Annotated in this window: 18 protein-coding genes; 8 read left to right on the top strand and 10 right to left on the bottom strand. The window is 59.6% G+C overall.

Features of this window, described 5'->3' with window-relative positions:
* Positions 1-23: 23 nt before the first annotated feature.
* The 4 genes from E2F50_RS18180 to E2F50_RS18165 all read left to right on the top strand — a co-directional run bounded on the left by E2F50_RS18180 (position 24) and on the right by E2F50_RS18165 (position 4,199).
* A complete protein-coding gene (locus E2F50_RS18180; protein ID WP_133317586.1) occupies positions 24-1,283 on the top strand; it encodes an ABC transporter substrate-binding protein in 1,260 nt (419 codons plus the stop codon).
* Between the two features lie 85 nt (positions 1,284-1,368).
* The gene (locus E2F50_RS18175) at positions 1,369-2,304 is read left to right on the top strand and encodes a carbohydrate ABC transporter permease (RefSeq protein ID WP_133317693.1); all 936 of its coding nucleotides are present in this window, start codon (positions 1,369-1,371) and stop codon (positions 2,302-2,304) included.
* A gap of 4 nt (positions 2,305-2,308) precedes the next feature.
* Complete coding sequence (locus tag E2F50_RS18170; protein ID WP_133317585.1) at positions 2,309-3,139, top strand: carbohydrate ABC transporter permease; 831 nt, start codon at positions 2,309-2,311, stop codon at positions 3,137-3,139.
* Between the two features lie 4 nt (positions 3,140-3,143).
* Positions 3,144-4,199, top strand: coding sequence for an ABC transporter ATP-binding protein (locus tag E2F50_RS18165; RefSeq protein WP_133317584.1), 1,056 nt, complete (start codon positions 3,144-3,146; stop codon positions 4,197-4,199).
* Between the two features lie 95 nt (positions 4,200-4,294).
* On the opposite strand, the gene E2F50_RS18160 is transcribed toward E2F50_RS18165, so the two are convergent.
* The 8 genes from E2F50_RS18160 to E2F50_RS18125 form a co-directional block, all read right to left on the bottom strand.
* Positions 4,295-4,738 carry a hypothetical protein gene (locus E2F50_RS18160; protein ID WP_133317583.1) on the bottom strand — a complete coding sequence of 148 codons (444 nt, stop codon included), beginning with the start codon at positions 4,736-4,738 and terminating at the stop codon, positions 4,295-4,297.
* A gap of 13 nt (positions 4,739-4,751) precedes the next feature.
* Positions 4,752-5,144: a hypothetical protein gene (locus tag E2F50_RS18155; protein WP_133317582.1), complete on the bottom strand. Its 393-nt coding sequence runs from the start codon at positions 5,142-5,144 to the stop codon at positions 4,752-4,754.
* A 62-nt stretch (positions 5,145-5,206) separates the two neighbouring features.
* Entirely contained in the window at positions 5,207-5,779 is a 573-nt protein-coding gene (locus tag E2F50_RS23005) for a hypothetical protein (RefSeq protein ID WP_161974226.1), read from the bottom strand.
* A gap of 238 nt (positions 5,780-6,017) precedes the next feature.
* A complete protein-coding gene (locus E2F50_RS18145; RefSeq protein WP_202615484.1) occupies positions 6,018-6,704 on the bottom strand; it encodes an ABC transporter ATP-binding protein in 687 nt (228 codons plus the stop codon).
* Entirely contained in the window at positions 6,701-7,450 is a 750-nt protein-coding gene (locus tag E2F50_RS18140; protein WP_133317692.1) for an ABC transporter ATP-binding protein, read from the bottom strand. The genes E2F50_RS18145 and E2F50_RS18140 overlap by 4 nt, the downstream gene beginning before the upstream one ends.
* 4 nt (positions 7,451-7,454) lie before the next feature.
* Positions 7,455-8,426, bottom strand: coding sequence for a branched-chain amino acid ABC transporter permease (locus E2F50_RS18135; protein ID WP_133317580.1), 972 nt, complete (start codon positions 8,424-8,426; stop codon positions 7,455-7,457).
* Positions 8,427-8,433: 7 nt separating this feature from the next.
* Positions 8,434-9,357 (bottom strand): branched-chain amino acid ABC transporter permease, encoded by a 924-nt coding sequence (locus E2F50_RS18130; RefSeq protein WP_133317579.1) that lies wholly within the window; start codon positions 9,355-9,357, stop codon positions 8,434-8,436.
* 9 nt (positions 9,358-9,366) lie between these two features.
* Complete coding sequence (locus tag E2F50_RS18125) at positions 9,367-10,503, bottom strand: ABC transporter substrate-binding protein (protein ID WP_133317578.1); 1,137 nt, start codon at positions 10,501-10,503, stop codon at positions 9,367-9,369.
* Positions 10,504-10,689: 186 nt separating this feature from the next.
* Here E2F50_RS18125 and E2F50_RS18120 point away from each other — a divergent pair, with 186 nt between their 5' ends.
* The 3 genes from E2F50_RS18120 to E2F50_RS18110 all read left to right on the top strand — a co-directional run bounded on the left by E2F50_RS18120 (position 10,690) and on the right by E2F50_RS18110 (position 12,982).
* Positions 10,690-11,514, top strand: coding sequence for an alpha/beta hydrolase (locus E2F50_RS18120; RefSeq protein ID WP_133317577.1), 825 nt, complete (start codon positions 10,690-10,692; stop codon positions 11,512-11,514).
* Between the two features lie 192 nt (positions 11,515-11,706).
* Positions 11,707-12,078: a DUF2382 domain-containing protein gene (locus E2F50_RS18115; protein WP_133317576.1), complete on the top strand. Its 372-nt coding sequence runs from the start codon at positions 11,707-11,709 to the stop codon at positions 12,076-12,078.
* 19 nt (positions 12,079-12,097) lie between these two features.
* Entirely contained in the window at positions 12,098-12,982 is an 885-nt protein-coding gene (locus tag E2F50_RS18110; RefSeq protein ID WP_133317575.1) for a YsnF/AvaK domain-containing protein, read from the top strand.
* A gap of 75 nt (positions 12,983-13,057) precedes the next feature.
* On the opposite strand, the gene E2F50_RS18105 is transcribed toward E2F50_RS18110, so the two are convergent.
* The gene (locus E2F50_RS18105; protein WP_133317574.1) at positions 13,058-13,384 is read right to left on the bottom strand and encodes a hypothetical protein; all 327 of its coding nucleotides are present in this window, start codon (positions 13,382-13,384) and stop codon (positions 13,058-13,060) included.
* A gap of 164 nt (positions 13,385-13,548) precedes the next feature.
* On the opposite strand from E2F50_RS18105, the gene E2F50_RS18100 reads away from it, so the two are divergent.
* Positions 13,549-13,821 carry a hypothetical protein gene (locus tag E2F50_RS18100; RefSeq protein WP_133317573.1) on the top strand — a complete coding sequence of 91 codons (273 nt, stop codon included), beginning with the start codon at positions 13,549-13,551 and terminating at the stop codon, positions 13,819-13,821.
* Positions 13,822-13,981: 160 nt separating this feature from the next.
* Here E2F50_RS18100 and treS read toward each other — a convergent pair whose 3' ends face one another.
* A complete protein-coding gene (treS, locus tag E2F50_RS18095) occupies positions 13,982-16,048 on the bottom strand; it encodes a maltose alpha-D-glucosyltransferase (protein WP_133317572.1) in 2,067 nt (688 codons plus the stop codon).
* Positions 16,049-16,055 lie beyond the last annotated feature (7 nt).

Raw genomic sequence — 16,055 nt, 5'->3', positions numbered from 1 at the left:
CCAACAAAACTGGGAGAATGACAATGAGGACACTGATCGCAACCGCGCTTCTTGCGTCGCTGATGGCTTCAAGCGCGATGGCAGATACGACGCTCAAGCTGGTCGAAGTAATTACTAGCCCGGAGCGCACGCAGACGCTGCACGGGCTCGTTTCGAAGTTCGAAACGGAAAACCCCGGCACCAAGGTCGAGATCATCTCGCTGCCGTGGAACGAGGCTTTTCAAAAATTCGCGACCATGGTTTCGGCCGGCGATACGCCCGACGTCATGGAAATGCCGGACACCTGGCTGTCGCTCTATGCCAATAACGGCATGCTCGAAAGCCTTGAGCCCTATCTGGCGAAGTGGGAAAACACCAAGGAACTGACGCCGCGCGCGCTGGAACTCGGTCGCGATGTCAAGAACACTGCCTACATGCTGCCCTACGGCTTCTACCTACGCGCCATGTTCTACAACAAGAAGCTGCTTTCGCAGGCCGGCGTTTCGGCACCGCCGAAGAACATGGAAGAATTCAGCAAGGCATCCGAAGCTGTTTCAAAGCTTCCCGGCAAATACGGATACTGCATGCGCGGCGGGCCAGGCGGCCTCAACGGCTGGATGATCTTTGCCGCCTCCATGGCCGGCGACAACACGTATTTTGCCGAGGATGGCACCTCAACGATGAACAGTCCAGGCTGGTCCAAGGGCATTGAATGGATGGTAGACCTCTACAAGAAGGGTTATGCGCCGAAGGATAGCGTCAACTGGGGCTTCAACGAGGTCGTGGCCGGCTTTTATTCCGGCACCTGCGCATTCCTCGACCAGGATCCGGATGCACTCATCGCGGTTGCCGAACGGATGAAGAAGGAAGATTTCGGCGTCATCCCGCTGCCTAAGGGACCGGACGGCAAATCTTTCCCGACCATTGGTTATGCCGGCTGGTCGATGTTCGCCAAAAGCGACAATAAGGACCTGTCCTGGAAGCTGATCGCCACGCTTCAGGGCCGTGAAGGCAATCTTGAATGGAACAAGAAGATCGGTGCGCTGCCGGCCTATACATCGGCTGAAAAGGATCCGTTCTACGCAGGTGACCAGTTCAAAGGCTGGTTCGAGGAACTGGCGGACCCGAATACAGTGCCGACTGTGATGCCGACCTACCTCCAGGAATTCGCCCTGTTCAAGGATTCGATCGCGATCAAGACATCGCAGCAGGCGCTGCTTGGCGACATATCAGCCGCCGACCTCGCCAACCAGTGGGCAGACTACCTCACCAAGGCACAGCAGAAACATCTGGCCAAAAAATAAGTCGATGACGAGCCGGCAGCACCTGCTGCCGGCTCGTTTGACCGCGACGACGGCCATGATGCCGCCCACGGGGACGATCCTGCCAATGACCACCGCATTCACTTCCAGCCATGGGCGACGGACGCGCAAACCGTTTTTGGCCCAGCTTGCCGATCATGCCGAACCTTACCTCTACAGCGCGCCTGCGCTGATCCTGATCATTACTGTCATGCTGGTGCCGCTGGTGCTCGGCATGTCCTACGCCTTCCGCGACATCCAGCTGCTCAACCCGTTTTCCGGCGGATTTGTCGGCCTTGATCACTTTCGCACCCTTTCCCAGGACAAGGCCTTTTCCGGCGCGCTAAAGAATACGCTGTGGTGGACCGGAGCCTCGGTGGTGCTGCAGTTCACCTTTGGCCTGATCCTGGCCCTGCTTCTCGACAAGCCCTTCCGCGGCCGCGGCATGGTGCAGGCGCTGGTTTTCCTGCCTTGGGCCGTGCCATCCTTCCTGGCTGGCCTCAACTGGGCCTGGCTGTTCAACCCGGTCATCGGGCCGTTGCCGCACTGGCTGTTCGCGCTTGGGCTGATCGACCAACCGGGCAATCTCCTGTCCGATCCGCATCACGCTATGTGGGGGCCGATCATCGCTAATGTCTGGTGGGGCATTCCGTTCTTTGCGATCACCCTTCTGGCCGCACTGCAGTCGATCCCGCGCGATCTTTACGAAGCTGCCTCCATCGACGGTGCGAACTGGATGCAACGTTTCCTGTCTATCACCCTGCCCTTTCTGGCGCCGACCATCGCCATTACCGTGCTGCTGCGCACCGTATGGGTATCCAATTTCGCCGACCTCATCGTGGTGATGACGGGCGGCGGCCCGGCGGATCGCACCCAGATCGTCGCCAGCTATATCTTTACCCAAGCGTTCAAGGCGCTTGATTTTGGCTATGCCTCGGCAATCGCCTTGGTGCTGCTGGTCTTGCTGATCGCCTATTCGATGCTGATCATCCTGCCGCGCCAGACACTGTTGAACAAGGGGTGAGGCCATGAGACGTTCCATTCTTCCCGTCTTCGCGCACCGGCTGGCGATTCTCTGCTACATCGTCTTTGCGCTGTTCCCGCTGTTCTGGCTCCTGAAAGTATCGCTGACACCGAATGACCTGCTTTATTCCGAGGGTGTGCGGATGTGGCCTTCGCGCACGACATTCGAGCATTACGCCTTCGTGCTGCAGCACAGCGCTTTTCCAGTCTTCTTCAAGAACAGCGTGATCGTTTCGGGCTCGACGGCGATCGCCGTCACCATCATTGCCTCCTTGTCCGGCTACGCGCTGTCACGCTTCACCTTCCGGACCAAATACTGGATCGTCGGCTTGATGCTGCTGACACAGATGTTTCCGCTGGTTATGCTGGTGGCGCCGATCTTCAAGATCCTGACACCGCTCGGCCTGACCAACAGCCTGACTGGGCTTGTTGTCGTCTACACCGCCTTCAACGTGCCGTTCGCGACTTTCCTGATGCAGTCCTTCTTTGACGGCATTCCAAAAGACCTGGAGAAGGCCGCGATGATCGACGGGGCGACGAGGTTTATCGCGTTTCGCCAGATCATCCTGCCGCTGACACTTCCCGGCATCGCCGCCACACTTGGTTTCGTTTTCACGGCAGCCTGGAGCGAACTCCTGTTCGCGCTGATGCTGATCAACGGCAACAATGCCGCGACCTTCCCAGTCGGGCTCTTGACCTTCGTCTCGAAGTTCTCGGTCGATTTCGGTCAGATGATGGCTGCTGGCGTCATGGCACTGATCCCAGCCGCGCTCTTCTTCCTGCTTATTCAACGGTATCTCGTGCAGGGCCTGACGGCCGGCGCGGTCAAGGGGTAGTCAGATGGCATCCATTACGATCGACAACCTCGCTAAATCCTATGGCACCTATAGCGTCCTGCAGGGTGTTAATCTCGAGATCAAGGACGGCGAGTTCATCGTCCTGGTCGGCCCGTCCGGCTGCGGGAAATCCACGCTACTTAGGATGATCGCCGGGCTGGAAGAAGTAACGAGCGGGGAAATTCGTATCGACGCCAGCCGCGTCAATGAACGACATCCCAAAGATCGCGACATAGCTATGGTCTTTCAATCCTACGCGCTCTACCCGCATATGAGCGTTGCCCGCAACATGAGCTACAGCATGCGACTGCGCAAAGCCTCCAAGGAAAAGATCGAGGCCGCCATTGCGGGTGCGGCGTCGAAGCTCGGGCTCGAACCCTATCTGGAGCGGCGCCCTAAGGCACTGTCCGGGGGCCAACGCCAGCGCGTCGCCATGGGCCGCGCGATCGTGCGGCAGCCAAAGGCCTTCCTGTTCGACGAACCGCTGTCGAACCTCGATGCCCGCCTGCGCGAACAGATGCGAGCGGAAATCAAGAAAATGCATGGCGACCTCAAGGCGACTTCGATCTACGTCACCCATGACCAGATCGAGGCGATGACCCTGGCGGACCGGATCGTTGCCATGCATGGCGGGTTGGTCCAGCAAGTCGGCAGTCCGCTCGAGCTCTATGACCGCCCTGCCAATCTTTTCGTCGCGGGTTTCATCGGCTCGCCGGGAATGAATTTTTTTGAAGGGACGCGGCATTCGGATGGCGTGCGTCTGGCCGACGGCACGCTCCTGAAGGTACAGCTGCCGCCCGGGGCCGATGACGAGCAAGGCATCACCGTCGGCATTCGTCCGGAACATGTCGAACTGTCGGCAGAGGGCGTTGGAGCGACTGTAGATCTGGTTGAACCGACCGGCTTCGGCATCATCCTGCACCTGTCGCTCAACGGTGTGGACTTGAAGGTGTTCACTTCGGACCGGGCCTTTCTGACGCCGGGGCAACAGGTATCCGTCAGCTTCCCGACGCACCACCTGCATTTCTTCGATGCCGGTGGTAACCGCATCCTCAGATAGCAGACATCTGGTTGGCCGACGCCGGCAAGTGCGATGGCTTCGAGGCGGGTATCGAGCTGCCGACCGATCCCGATCCCCTTCCCCTAACCAGCCAATTACTGCTGCGGCAGGGTCACGCTGCTGTTGGTAGTGCTCTTCACCGGCTTCTGTCCCGGAACATGCGACATCGTGCGCGTTGTGCTGTCGAGGCTGTCGCTTTGGACCGTCGTTTTTGTCCGGGACTTGCTGAACGTGCCCTTATCCACTGCCTGCGCCTTGGACTGCGTCTGCAGCTTGCTTGGATTGTCGACCGTATTCGTCCGGCTTCTCGCTTTCCCGTCAGCTGTCGCCGCGCTGCCGCCCGAGGCAATTGATGATGTCGCGCCGTCGTCTGTGTTGCACGATCCCGCCGTGCCGAGCGTGCTGGCCGAGGTTCCGCCGGCGGCGGCGCTCCCTGCAGAACCGACAGTGCCTGCCGCATTGCAGTCTTGGGCAGACACAGGCTGCCCGGGCAGAACCGCCAAACAAATAGCACCTGCCAATGTGATCCTCTTCAACATCTTCTTGTTCTCCTTATTTGGCAGGCTTTGTGATGTCGCAAGTACCGTCAGACCGACGGGTGATGACGGAACCGTCCGGGCGCGTGGCAGTCGCCATGGAGAACGCCTGGCTGCCTGCATTACCCGAACTGACGGACGATCCAGTGGTCGACGACGCAGAGCCGCCACCGGAATGGGTTGTCGTGGTGCGTCCGTCGAGGGTGGTTGACGACGACACAGTGCCGCCGCCCGCAGTCACCGAGGTGGATGTTCCGCCACCGGTGGAAGACGTACTACCGATTACGGTGCAGACCGTGCCGTCGTCGAGCTTGACCTGCTCATCGGCAAATGCCGCTGCAGCGACCATGATGATCAGAATAACGGGAAGCGCCAGAGCGCTCCTTGTAACGATCGATTGCGATTTCATGATAAGTTCCTTCCATGGTTAGGATGGGAGACGGATGCTCCGCCTCCCATCCTCACGACTGATCAGCAGGAGCCGCCGGCTTTCTTGGCCTGACCCGGAGGACATGCCTTCTTGCCATTGCCGTTCTCGTCGCCGGCCGATCCAGCCGAGCTCCCGGCAGTCCCGACTGAACTGGCGGACCTTCCGTCGCCGGCAGAGGTGCCGCCCGTACCGAGCGTGGAGGCAGACCCAGAACGACTACCGGAGCCGGCGGCCGAGCCGCCCGTTCCAACGGAGCTGCTGGACTGGCCATCGCCCGCGGAGGTTCCGCCTGTGCCGAGCGTCGACGCCGATCCCGAACCGGAGCCGGAGCCTGCTGCCGAACCACCGGTGCCGACCGAACTACTAGACTGGCCGCCCCCTGCCGAGGTGCCCCCGGTTCCAAGCGTCGAGGCCGAGCCGGAGCCGCAATCGCTGCCTGTGGTACAATTGCTGCCGCCGGCAGAGCTTCCGCCCGTGCCAACCGTGCTGCTGGAGGTTCCGCCGCCGGCCGAAGTGCCTCCCGTACCGACCGTGCTGCTGGTCTGGGCATAGGCAGAAAGTGTCGTTCCTGCCAGAAGGGCAGCGGCTACCGCTACGCGTTTAACGATGTTCATAATGTTCTCCTTGTTGTTTCCTCGCCTCGACTATTGCGAAGCTGAAGTGACAACAGGCCTAGAATATGCGCAGTTCCTGGGGAGGGACTTCAGTCGCCGGAAGCTGGACTTCGGACTTGAAGCCATTGAGACCAAAGGCCCGAAGATCAAATGCAAGGCTAGGACCATTGGAGTGTCTGATGCTATTCGGAGGCGGGGACCCTGCTAAGATCCGTCTGTGCTGCGGCGCTCGCCATTCTTATATTCCAAGAAAGCGGTCCTGAATTTCTGCCGTGACCTCGGCAACGGCGCCCTGCCAGACGCTCCGACCATTTTCCAGGATGACGCAGCGATCGACGACAGGCAGAAGCTCCGACAGGGTTTTATCCACCACAAGAATCGAGAGACCTTCGCTCTTCAATTGCCGTATCGCTTTCCAAATGTCTTGTCTGATGACTGGTGCGAGTCCTTCCGTTGCCTCATCCAGGATGAGAAGACGCGGATTGGTCATCAGCGCTCGACCGATCGCCAGCATCTGCTGCTCACCGCCGGACAGCGATGCGGCCATCTGCGCATGCCGCTCCTCAAGCCTGGGAAACAGAGAATTGATCCTTTCCAGCGTCCACGCGCCGCGTCTAGCCGCAGCGACAAGATTCTCGTGGACGGTCAGGTTGGGAAAGCAACGGCGGCCTTCGGGCACCAGCCCGATGCCAAGCCGTGCCACTTGGTAGGAAGGCATGCGCTCGGTCGGCTTGCCGGCAAAGATGATGCGACCGCTGCGTGGCGCCAGCATGTTGAGGATCGACTTGATCGTCGTCGACTTGCCCATGCCGTTGCGACCCATCAGCGCCACGACTTCGCCTTCCTGCATCTGGAATTCGACCCCGAACAGCGCCTGGCTGCTGCCATAGAAGGCCGTGATATCCTGCACGTCGAGCAGCATCAGGCACGGTCTCCGAGATAGGCGGTCCGCACAGCTGGGTCCCGGCGGATCTCTCCCGCCGTGCCCGTCGCGATGATCCTGCCATAGACGAGCACCGAAACCCTGTCGGCAAGGGTGAAGACTGCGTCCATATCGTGCTCGACGAGCAGGATTGGCGCTTCCTGTCGCAACCCGTCCAGGAAGAGTGTCAGCGCCTTCGATCCTTCCAGACCCATGCCGGCCATTGGCTCGTCGAGCAGAAACGCCTTCGGCTGGAGGGCAAGCGTTATGGCGATCTCGAGCTGCCGTCGCTCGCCATGGGAAAGCTCGGCGGCCGGCAGCCGGGCGCGGTGGGCCAGCCCCAGTCGCTCCAGGATGGCCATTGCCGGCTCGATCAACGAAACATCACGCATAACCGGCCTGAAAAAGCCGAAGCTGGTTGCCTGCTTTGCTTGAACGGCCAGCATGACGTTCCGAAGTGCCGAGAACTCCGATACAAGCGACGAAACCTGAAAGGTGCGACCGAGGCCGCGGCGGGCCCGGTCGGCTGTGCTGAGCGCGCCGATATCCACCCCGGCGAGCCGGATCGTGCCGCTATCCTGCCGGAGCGTCCCGCAAATCTGGTGGATTAGCGTCGACTTCCCGGCGCCGTTGGGGCCGATCAGCGCATGGATCTCTCCGGGTCGAAGATCGAGCGTGACGCCGTCAGTCGCTCTTAGCGCCCCAAAATTCTTGACGAGCTCGTTGATTTGCAGAACCGGCTCAGCCATGACCTTATCCATGTCTGGCCTTTCCGGCGAATAACCCGAGCAGGCCGCCGCGCACAAAGAGAACGGTGCCGAGCAGGATGAGGCCGAGGACGAACTGCCAGTATTCCGTCAGGCTACCGAGTGCGAATTCAAACGCTACATAAAGCGCCGCACCGGCGACTGGGCCGAACAGCCGGCCGACACCGCCGAGGATGACCAGCACGATCAGCTCGCCCGACATGTGCCAGGACAGCATGGACGGACTGACGAAGCGGTTAAGATCGGCATAGAGCGCACCAGCGAGCGCCGTAATCGTGGCCGACAGGACAAAGGCCGTCAGGCGGATGCGGAATGGGCCAATGCCGATGGTCGCAACACGGATCTCATTCTGGCGGGCGGCCTGCAAGGCGGCGCCGAAGCGCGAGGCACGGATGAGGGCAAAAAGAGCAATGGCAACCAACAGGATGACGTAGCAGATCAAGAAAAAGTTGAGCGGCACCATAGTGTTGAGGCCTGGGAACTGGTTGCGGACGAGGACCGACAGCCCGTCCTCACCGCCATAGGCGGGCCAGGAAACCGCGAAATAATAGACCATCTGCGCGAAGGCGAGCGTGATCATGATAAAATAAACGCCGGAGGTCCTGAGGCTGATCGCGCCGATCAACAGCGCGACGACCGCCGCGGTAAACACCGCTACCAGCCAGATCACCGGCATCTGCACGGTACCCGGAAGGCCGAACAGAATGGGCTCGCCGGAAAAACCATGCGCCGCAAGGATGCCGGCGGCGTATCCGCCGATGCCGAAGAAGGCGGCGTGCCCGAAGGACACCAATCCGCCGAGCCCGAGCGCCAGGTTCAGCCCAAGTGCCGCAAGTGCCAGGATCGCAATCCGGGTCGCGAGTGTCACGTAGAAAGCCTGGCCAAGCGCATTGGCGGCGAGCGGGGCAGCCAGAAGGGCGACCGCAAGCAGGATGTTGACGAGGTTTTCGCGGGTCATCACAGTCTCACACATGGGCCGGCGGGAAAAGGCCTCGCGGCTTGACCGCCAACACGAGAGCCATGACCACATAGATGAGCATGGAGGACACCGCGCCACCGACCATGCCTGCTTGTGCAGGTGGCAGAAGCAGCGCGATCAGCTGCGGCAGCAGGAACCGGCCCATCGTGTCGCAGATGCCAACAAGAAGCGCGCCGAGAAGCGCTCCCTTGATCGAGCCGATACCGCCGATGACGATCACGACGAAGCAGAGAATGAGGATCGGCTCACCCATACCGACCTGGACGGACTGTGTCGCGCCGACCAATGCACCGGAAAGTCCTGCCAGTGCTGAGCCGAGAGCGAAGACCACGGTGTAGAGCGTGCGGATGTCGACGCCCAGCGCACCGATCATTTCCCGGTCGCTTTCGCCAGCGCGGATGCGCATGCCGAGCCGCGTCCTGCCGATCAGCACATAGAGACCGACGGCCACCAGCGCCCCGATGGCAATGATCGCCAGGCGGTAGATGGGATATTCGCCGCCGCCGGGCAGTTGGACGGCGCCCTGCAACAGGGGCGGGATATCGAGATAAAGGGGGAATGAGCCAAACAGCCAGCGGGTGCCTTCCGAAAAGATCAGGATCAGCGCGAAAGTTGCCAGAACCTGATCTAGGTGATCACGATCGTAAAGCCGGCGGATCACTACAAGCTCGACAACGGCTCCTGCCGCAGCAGCGCAGGCGAGGCTTGCAGCAAGGCCGAGCCAGAATGAGCCCGTCCAGGCGGCCACGGCGGCGCAGGCAAATGCGCCGACCATATAAAGTGAGCCGTGCGCAAGGTTGATGAGGCCCATGACGCCGAAGATCAGCGTCAGCCCCGCCGCCATGAGGAAAAGCATGACGCCGAGCTGCAGGCCGTTCAGCAACTGCTCGAGAGCAAGCGCAAAGGTCACGGGCGAGCCTTAAAGCTTGCAGTCTTTGGCGTAGGCATCGCCGTGATCGGTGAAGATCTTCTCGACCGTTTTGTTGGTCAATACGCCGTCCTTCCTCACCACTTCCGTTAGGTAGATGTCTTGGATCGGATGCTGGTTGGTGTTGAACTTGAAATTGCCGCGCGGCGACGTGATGTCTGCCCTCAGCAGTTCGGCACGGAAGGCGTCGGTGTTTTTCACGCTTGTCTTGGCGGCGGCGGAAACGACCAGTTGTGCCGCATCATAGGCCTGCAGGGCATAGATCGACGGCAGGCGCTTGTACTCAGCCTGAAAATCCGACACGAACTTCTTGCTGGCCGCATTGTCGAAATCGGGAGCCCACTGGCCGGAGGCCTTAGCGCCGAGCGCCGCGTCGCCGATTGCCGGAAGCACGTCCTGGCTAAAAGAGAAGCCCGGCCCCATGACCGGGATCTTGACGCCGGACTGGGCGAACTGCTTCATGAAGGCGATACCCATGCCGCCGGGCAGGAAGACGAAGATGCCGTCGGCGCCGGAAGCGCGCATCTGCGCGATTTCGGCGGCATAATCGGTCTGGCCGACTTTTGTATAGACTTCGGCGGCGACTTCGCCTTTGTAATAGCGCTTGAAGCCGGTCAGCGAGTCCTTGCCGGCAGGATAGTTCGGCGCCAGGATGAACATCTTCTTATAGCCTTTGGTGGCGTATTCGCCCATGGCTTCGTGAAGATTGTCGTTCTGGTAGGCGGCATTGAAGTAGAGCTTGTTGCAGTTGGCGCCGGCAAGGGCGGCCGGCGCCGCGTTGGTCGAGACGTAGAGCTTTCCTTGCGCGACCGCGCCCGGAACGACCGCCATGAGGAGGTTGGACCAAACAATTCCGGTCAGCACGTCAACCTGGTCGCTTTGGATCATCTTATCGGCAATCTGCACGGCGAGCTCAGGCTTTTGCGCGTCATCCTCGGTTACAACCGTGATGTCCTTGTTGCCGGAGTTCTTGATAGCCAGCATGAAGCCGTCGCGAGTGTCGACGCCGAGGCCTGCGCCGCCCCCTGACAGCGTGGTGATCATGCCGATCTTCAGCGGGTCGGCATGCGCCAGACCGGATGTGCCGAGGCTGAGGGCCATCGTGGCGGCGGCGAGCATTTTGTGCATCTGCATATTCCCCTGTCTTCTTTGTTCTGCTGCACCGTTCGGATGCCACGCACCACTGTTACTTCCCATATTTGCATGAAAACATCTAGCAGCGCCTGCAGTAAGGGAACAACTAGGAATTCAGGCTTATGAGACATCGTAACGACTAGCCTTGACGACGCGTAGCTTATCGGCAGAGGATGCTGCATGCGCCACAAGATCATCGACTGGGACGATGCTTATGCCAATGGCATCAATATTCCCCAGGGAGACCGCTGGCCAGTCACGTGGGTGGAGCCGGCACGGATATACCGCGAGCGGATGGGCTTGGCCGGCCAGGCCAAGCTTGGCCTCAGCTATGGCGATAGGCCGCGCAACAGATTCGACCTCTTCATGCCGAAGACCGAGCCGCTTGGCCTCGTCGTCTTCGTCCATGGCGGGTTCTGGATCCGTCTCGACAACAGCTACTGGTCGCATCTTGCACAGGGTGCTGTGGAAGCAGGCTACGCGGTCGCCATACCGAGCTATACGCTGGCGCCAGAAATGAGGATTTCCGGAATTACGCAAGAGGTAGGCCGAGCAATCGAGACCGCTGCCGAAATCGTTGGTGGTCCGATCCGCCTCGCCGGCCATTCGGCAGGCGGCCAACTTGTGACACGCATGGTCAGCACTACGTCACCGCTCAGCCCGGAAATCCGTGACCGGATCGTCAAGGTCGTTTCGATTTCCGGCGTTCACGATCTCCGTCCGCTTCTCAATACCCAGATGAACGAGAAGCAGAGGATCGATGTCGAGGAGGCTTATCGCGAGAGCCCTGCCCTTCTCGAACCGCTTCCCGAATGCCGGCTCACCTGCTGGGTAGGTGCCGCAGAACGGTCGGAATTCATTCGCCAGAATGCGCTTCTCGCCAATATCTGGAAGGGCCTCGGTGCAGAGACCGAGTGCGTAGAAGAGCCGGATCGTCACCACTTCAACGCCCTCGACGGCCTGCTTGATCCGCACCATCCGCTGACAGAAGCGCTTCTTTCCTAATCCCGGATACCACGGGTTCGGACGGTGCAAGCGCGGGCATTTTCTTAGCCAAATGCTGCAACCGGCTTACGCGGCGCTGACCGCGCTCGCCAGTCTTCAACATCCTACGGCTTGCTTGAGCAATTGCTCATCAACGCGGAACCATATCCCGTCTCCAGGATTCACCATCCGACGACACGGTGGAGGTTCTGTATGTCGATTGACGACCACAAGATAGAGATCGTCGAGGAGACTGCCAGTATCGACAAGGAACGAGTCGTCACCGGGCGTATTCGGGTAACCACTTCGAGTACGACAGTCAACGACTTAGCCGAAGCGACGCTGGATGGTATGCGCGTTGAAGTCACGCGTGAACGTCTGGACCGAGAGATTACTTCCATCCCTGAAACAAGGGTTGAGGGTGATCTGACCATCATTCCGGTGGTCGAGGAAATCGTTGTTGTCGAGAAGCGGCTGGTCCTCGTTGAGGAGATCAGAATCCGCAAAATCGCCACTACGGAAGAAGTCGCCGTTCCGGTGAAACTTCGAAAGCAGACTGCGACGATTGAGAGACTAGACGAATAGCAACAGAGAGGAATGTCCAATGTCTTATACTGATCAGAACTACACTGCCTCGGGCTCCAACACCATAACCGCCTTTTTTGACGATCGCCTGGAAGCCGACCGCGCTGTCGCTCGGCTTACCGAAGCGGGCATTTCCCGGGAATCAGTGCGTGTGATCGCAGAAAGCAGCGCCGCGGGAACTGCAGGAACGACTACCTCGGGTGAGGAACATAAAGGGTTCTGGGCATCGCTTGCCGATCTCTTCCTTCCTGACGAAGACCGTAGCGTCTATGCGGAGGGCATTCGCCGTGGCGGCTACCTCGTCACCGTTTCAGGATATCCATTGGATTTGCATGACCGCGCTCTCGACATCCTGGACGACGAGGGCAGCATTGACCTGGATGAGCGCACCAAGGCCTGGGAATCGGAAGGTTGGTCGCGTTCGACGGCAAGCGACTCTTTCGCCGCGTCCGGCTATGACCGCACTCGCGGCACCGCCGGCGTTTCGACCCTGGAAGCCAGCGGCGAAGACGTCATTCCGGTTGTCGAAGAAGAGCTTCGCGTCGGCAAGCGCGACGTGAATAATGGTCGGGTCCGGGTCCGCTCCTACGTGACCGAAACCCCTGTCCGGGAAAACGTCTCGCTTCGCGACGAAAATGTCGAGATTACCCGCCGCAGCGTTGATCGCCCGCTCACGGGCACGGAAAACGCCTTCGTCGATCGTACGATCGAAGCCGAGGAACATCGGGAAGAAGCCGTTGTTTCCAAGGACGCCCGAGTGATCGAGGAAATCTCGCTCCGCAAGACGGCAGAACAGCGTGAGGAAACGATCTCTGATTCCGTACGTAAGACTGAAGTCGAGGTCGAAGACGAACGGACCGGCGGCCTTGGCAATGTCGGGTCGAGCGGCCTGCGTCGTGACTGATAGCCACCTTAGTGGCGTTTAACTGAACAAGAAGGCCGCTGGGACATCCAGCGGCTTTTTTGTTGGATGATTAAATCAGCTTGGCATCCTCATCTCAACCTGCTCGTGAACAGCCATCTCGCGCTGAAGCCTCGTGAATTCCGTCCGTGCCCTGGCAAGCAGCTTGGCGGGAGCAATGGGCTTATCAATGACCGGCGCAAGTAATCTTACCACCTTTCCTGCAATTCCTCTCAGCTCGCGCGGAATAGTCAGTGTCGCCGCGATGTCCGACGCGACCCTGTACATCTGGCGATAGCTGCAGGCGTTGATCCCATCATGGAACCACTTTTCATATGTGTCATGCATGAAAGTGAGAACGCCGGAGTCTGACACTTGTGCCGCCCCAACCTGGATCATAGTCAAGCTCAGATTCATACTTTAGCAACCGCGGTTATATCAGCCATTGCGCCCGATATCGCCTGCGGCAGAACGCCTGCATACTATTCTTGCAGGGGCTAATATAGCAGCCAGAGTTTAACCAGTTGTTCACCATGCGGAGCAATCCTGTTGATTGAAAGGGGATTGAGATGCGCAAGATTGAAATACTGGAAGACGTAAGGCTGCGGTTTCCTGGACGGGATGCCGAATTCGATCTGGGCCTCGAAGTGGGTGCCGTCAGCGTGCTGATGGCTCAGGGCATTCCATTGATCCAGCGCGAGCTCTCCCATGAGGCTGCGGAGCAGCTAAGGCCTATCGCCCAAAGCTTGCGCTATACCTTGGTTTCGACCGACGCACCTTCGGGAATGTTGGCGGTGACGATCACGCACAAGTCTCGCCGGCCTATGCTACGTGTCGTTTAAGAGGGCTGCCTACTGCTGTGCTCCTTCGCCTTTCTGCTTCGGCTCCCGCTTCAATCCGTGGACACAGCTTTTGGGCGGCTGGTTGAATTGAACACCACCACGCCAAAGTTCTTAGCCTCAGATTTAGGCGGCAGCGGCCGCGCCACGCCCTAGATGGCGATCATGGAAGCACTGGAAGCGTGCCCACGATGCGGAGCGACAGGCCTTCGTAGGGATCGAGATTGATGGTCAGCGCCCCGTCTTCCTGAAGATCGCCTTCGATCGTCTCGGCGATCATATCGACTACCGGCCCAGGTTTGACATGCGGCAGAACGACGACTTCTTCCAGGGTGACCCCACTGAAGTTCAATGCCGTCAGCTGCGTCCCACGGCCTTCGGGAAGTTCGTGAACCATGACCAGCAAGCCAGGCGCTGTCGTGTCGGGAATGAGGACCTGTTTGGCGGCAGCGAGACCATAGGCTTCCCGAACCGCCAGGAGGCGTTTTAGCTGGCTTGCGAATGAATCCGGCTGATCGAGCTGATCGCAAATAGATCCGTACAGCGAACGGGCCCGCGGCACGCCTTCGGCCGACTGTTCTTCATTGGACAGTCCTGTCAGATCATAGGCGCCGCGCTCGATCCACCGCGTATCGCCGTCTCCCATCAGGTGCTTCACGTCGTCCGCCTTCACCGGGAGAGCGCCGAGAAGATCCCAGCCAGACAAGGCGAAAATGCCGGGCTGGAATGCGTTGTACATGACAAGAAGCAGATGGATCTTGCGGATGAGCTTGACGGTTTCGTCATTGATGCTGTCGAGGTCGGAGATGCCGATCGCCGCTGCGATGACGCTTGCCGTCGTGCATGCGATGCCATTGGTGACAAAGGGCAGATTGTAAGGGGCGTTGGTGCCTGACAAACGTTCGCGAATGACGTCGCGAAGGTGCATTCGCAGTGTGCGCCCTTGCCAAGTCTGTCCGGCGAAAGTGTAGATGTCGTCCGCATGGAGCGTCCAGAAGTGAACAAGCTCGGTTGTCAGTTCGTCGTGGTTCTGCAGCGCATGAATGAGCGATGCCGGATCGATCCCGAATTCGTGGACGGTGCGCAGCATCATACGCAGGAATTCCGTATCTCCCGTCAGCAGCGCGTGGTGATAGGCCGGCCGTGTGATAAAATCATAAGAGAGATCGGCACCGCCCTTCGACATGGCAGCGATATCATCGACTGTAAGGTTCAGTTCCTGGAAGGAAAAGCCGCCGGCCTTGCGGATCATGCCCGCCAATAAGGCATTGCCTGTCATAGACAGAGGGTGGCTTTCGGACCAAGCTGGCCCCTCTGCCCTCCGTTCGACCCCTAAAAAGCCGTTGGCGTCTAGCCGAAGCCCTCTTGCACCGAGCTGGTCGATGGAGTGGAGAGCGTCGCCGATGATCATCTGCTGAGCCGCGAAACTTGGATCCAGCCAGTTGAGGCTTGGCTGCCCCTCCTTGAAATAGTGGAGATAAACCCAGCGGCGCAGCTTACCGTCCAAGCCCTCGACAGCCGCGGTGGCGCTCCAGTCTGTTTCCTTGACCCCCGGCTCGAAGAAGATGACCCGTTGGAGGTGCCCAACGATGAAGCCTCGCTCCTTAAAATAGTCGACCGCTTCTGCGCTGAGGTTGGCGGCGTCCTTCCCCTCCGGCACGTCTGGTAGATGAGACCAATCCTCCCCGGGGATCTCAACCATGTGATAAAGGCCAGGATAGGAGGAATGGTTCATCTCGGCCAAACGAAAGTCGGCACCCTTGCCTGTATGGGAAGGGATGACGTCGTCGATAACGATGGCATTATGGGCTGCCGCCATTCGGCTGATGGCGACGAACTCTTCGGTGCTGCCGAAGGCAGGGTCGATATCAAACCCAATGCGGTCGAAGTTGCCGTCGATCGTCGGCGTGTAGGTGCCGTCCTTCAGTCCACCCGACCTCTTGGTTGGACCTACATGGATGCCGCGCACGCCGATCGAAGACAATGCTGACCACAGGCGAGCATCGCCAAGGGTCTTGAGCACCGATTCTCCCGGCCTGGTAATAACCGAGGGCGGATACGCGGTGAACCATACCGACGCGACGGCAGAGGCGGAACGCGGCCGTGGTTCTGCATATGGACGCTGCCAAAGCCTCCCCTGCCCGCCATATACCTCTGCGAACTTGCGGGCCTGCTGAAGCATCGAGGATGCAACCAGCTCTTTTATGTATTCGGCACTACGTCCAGCCATTCCAGCA

Origin of the sequence: Rhizobium deserti (assembly GCF_004358025.1) — a bacterium.
GTDB lineage: Bacteria > Pseudomonadota > Alphaproteobacteria > Rhizobiales > Rhizobiaceae > Neorhizobium > Neorhizobium deserti.
Note: the sequence above shows the minus strand (reverse complement) of the source record. Positions and strands in the feature narration are given on the sequence as shown.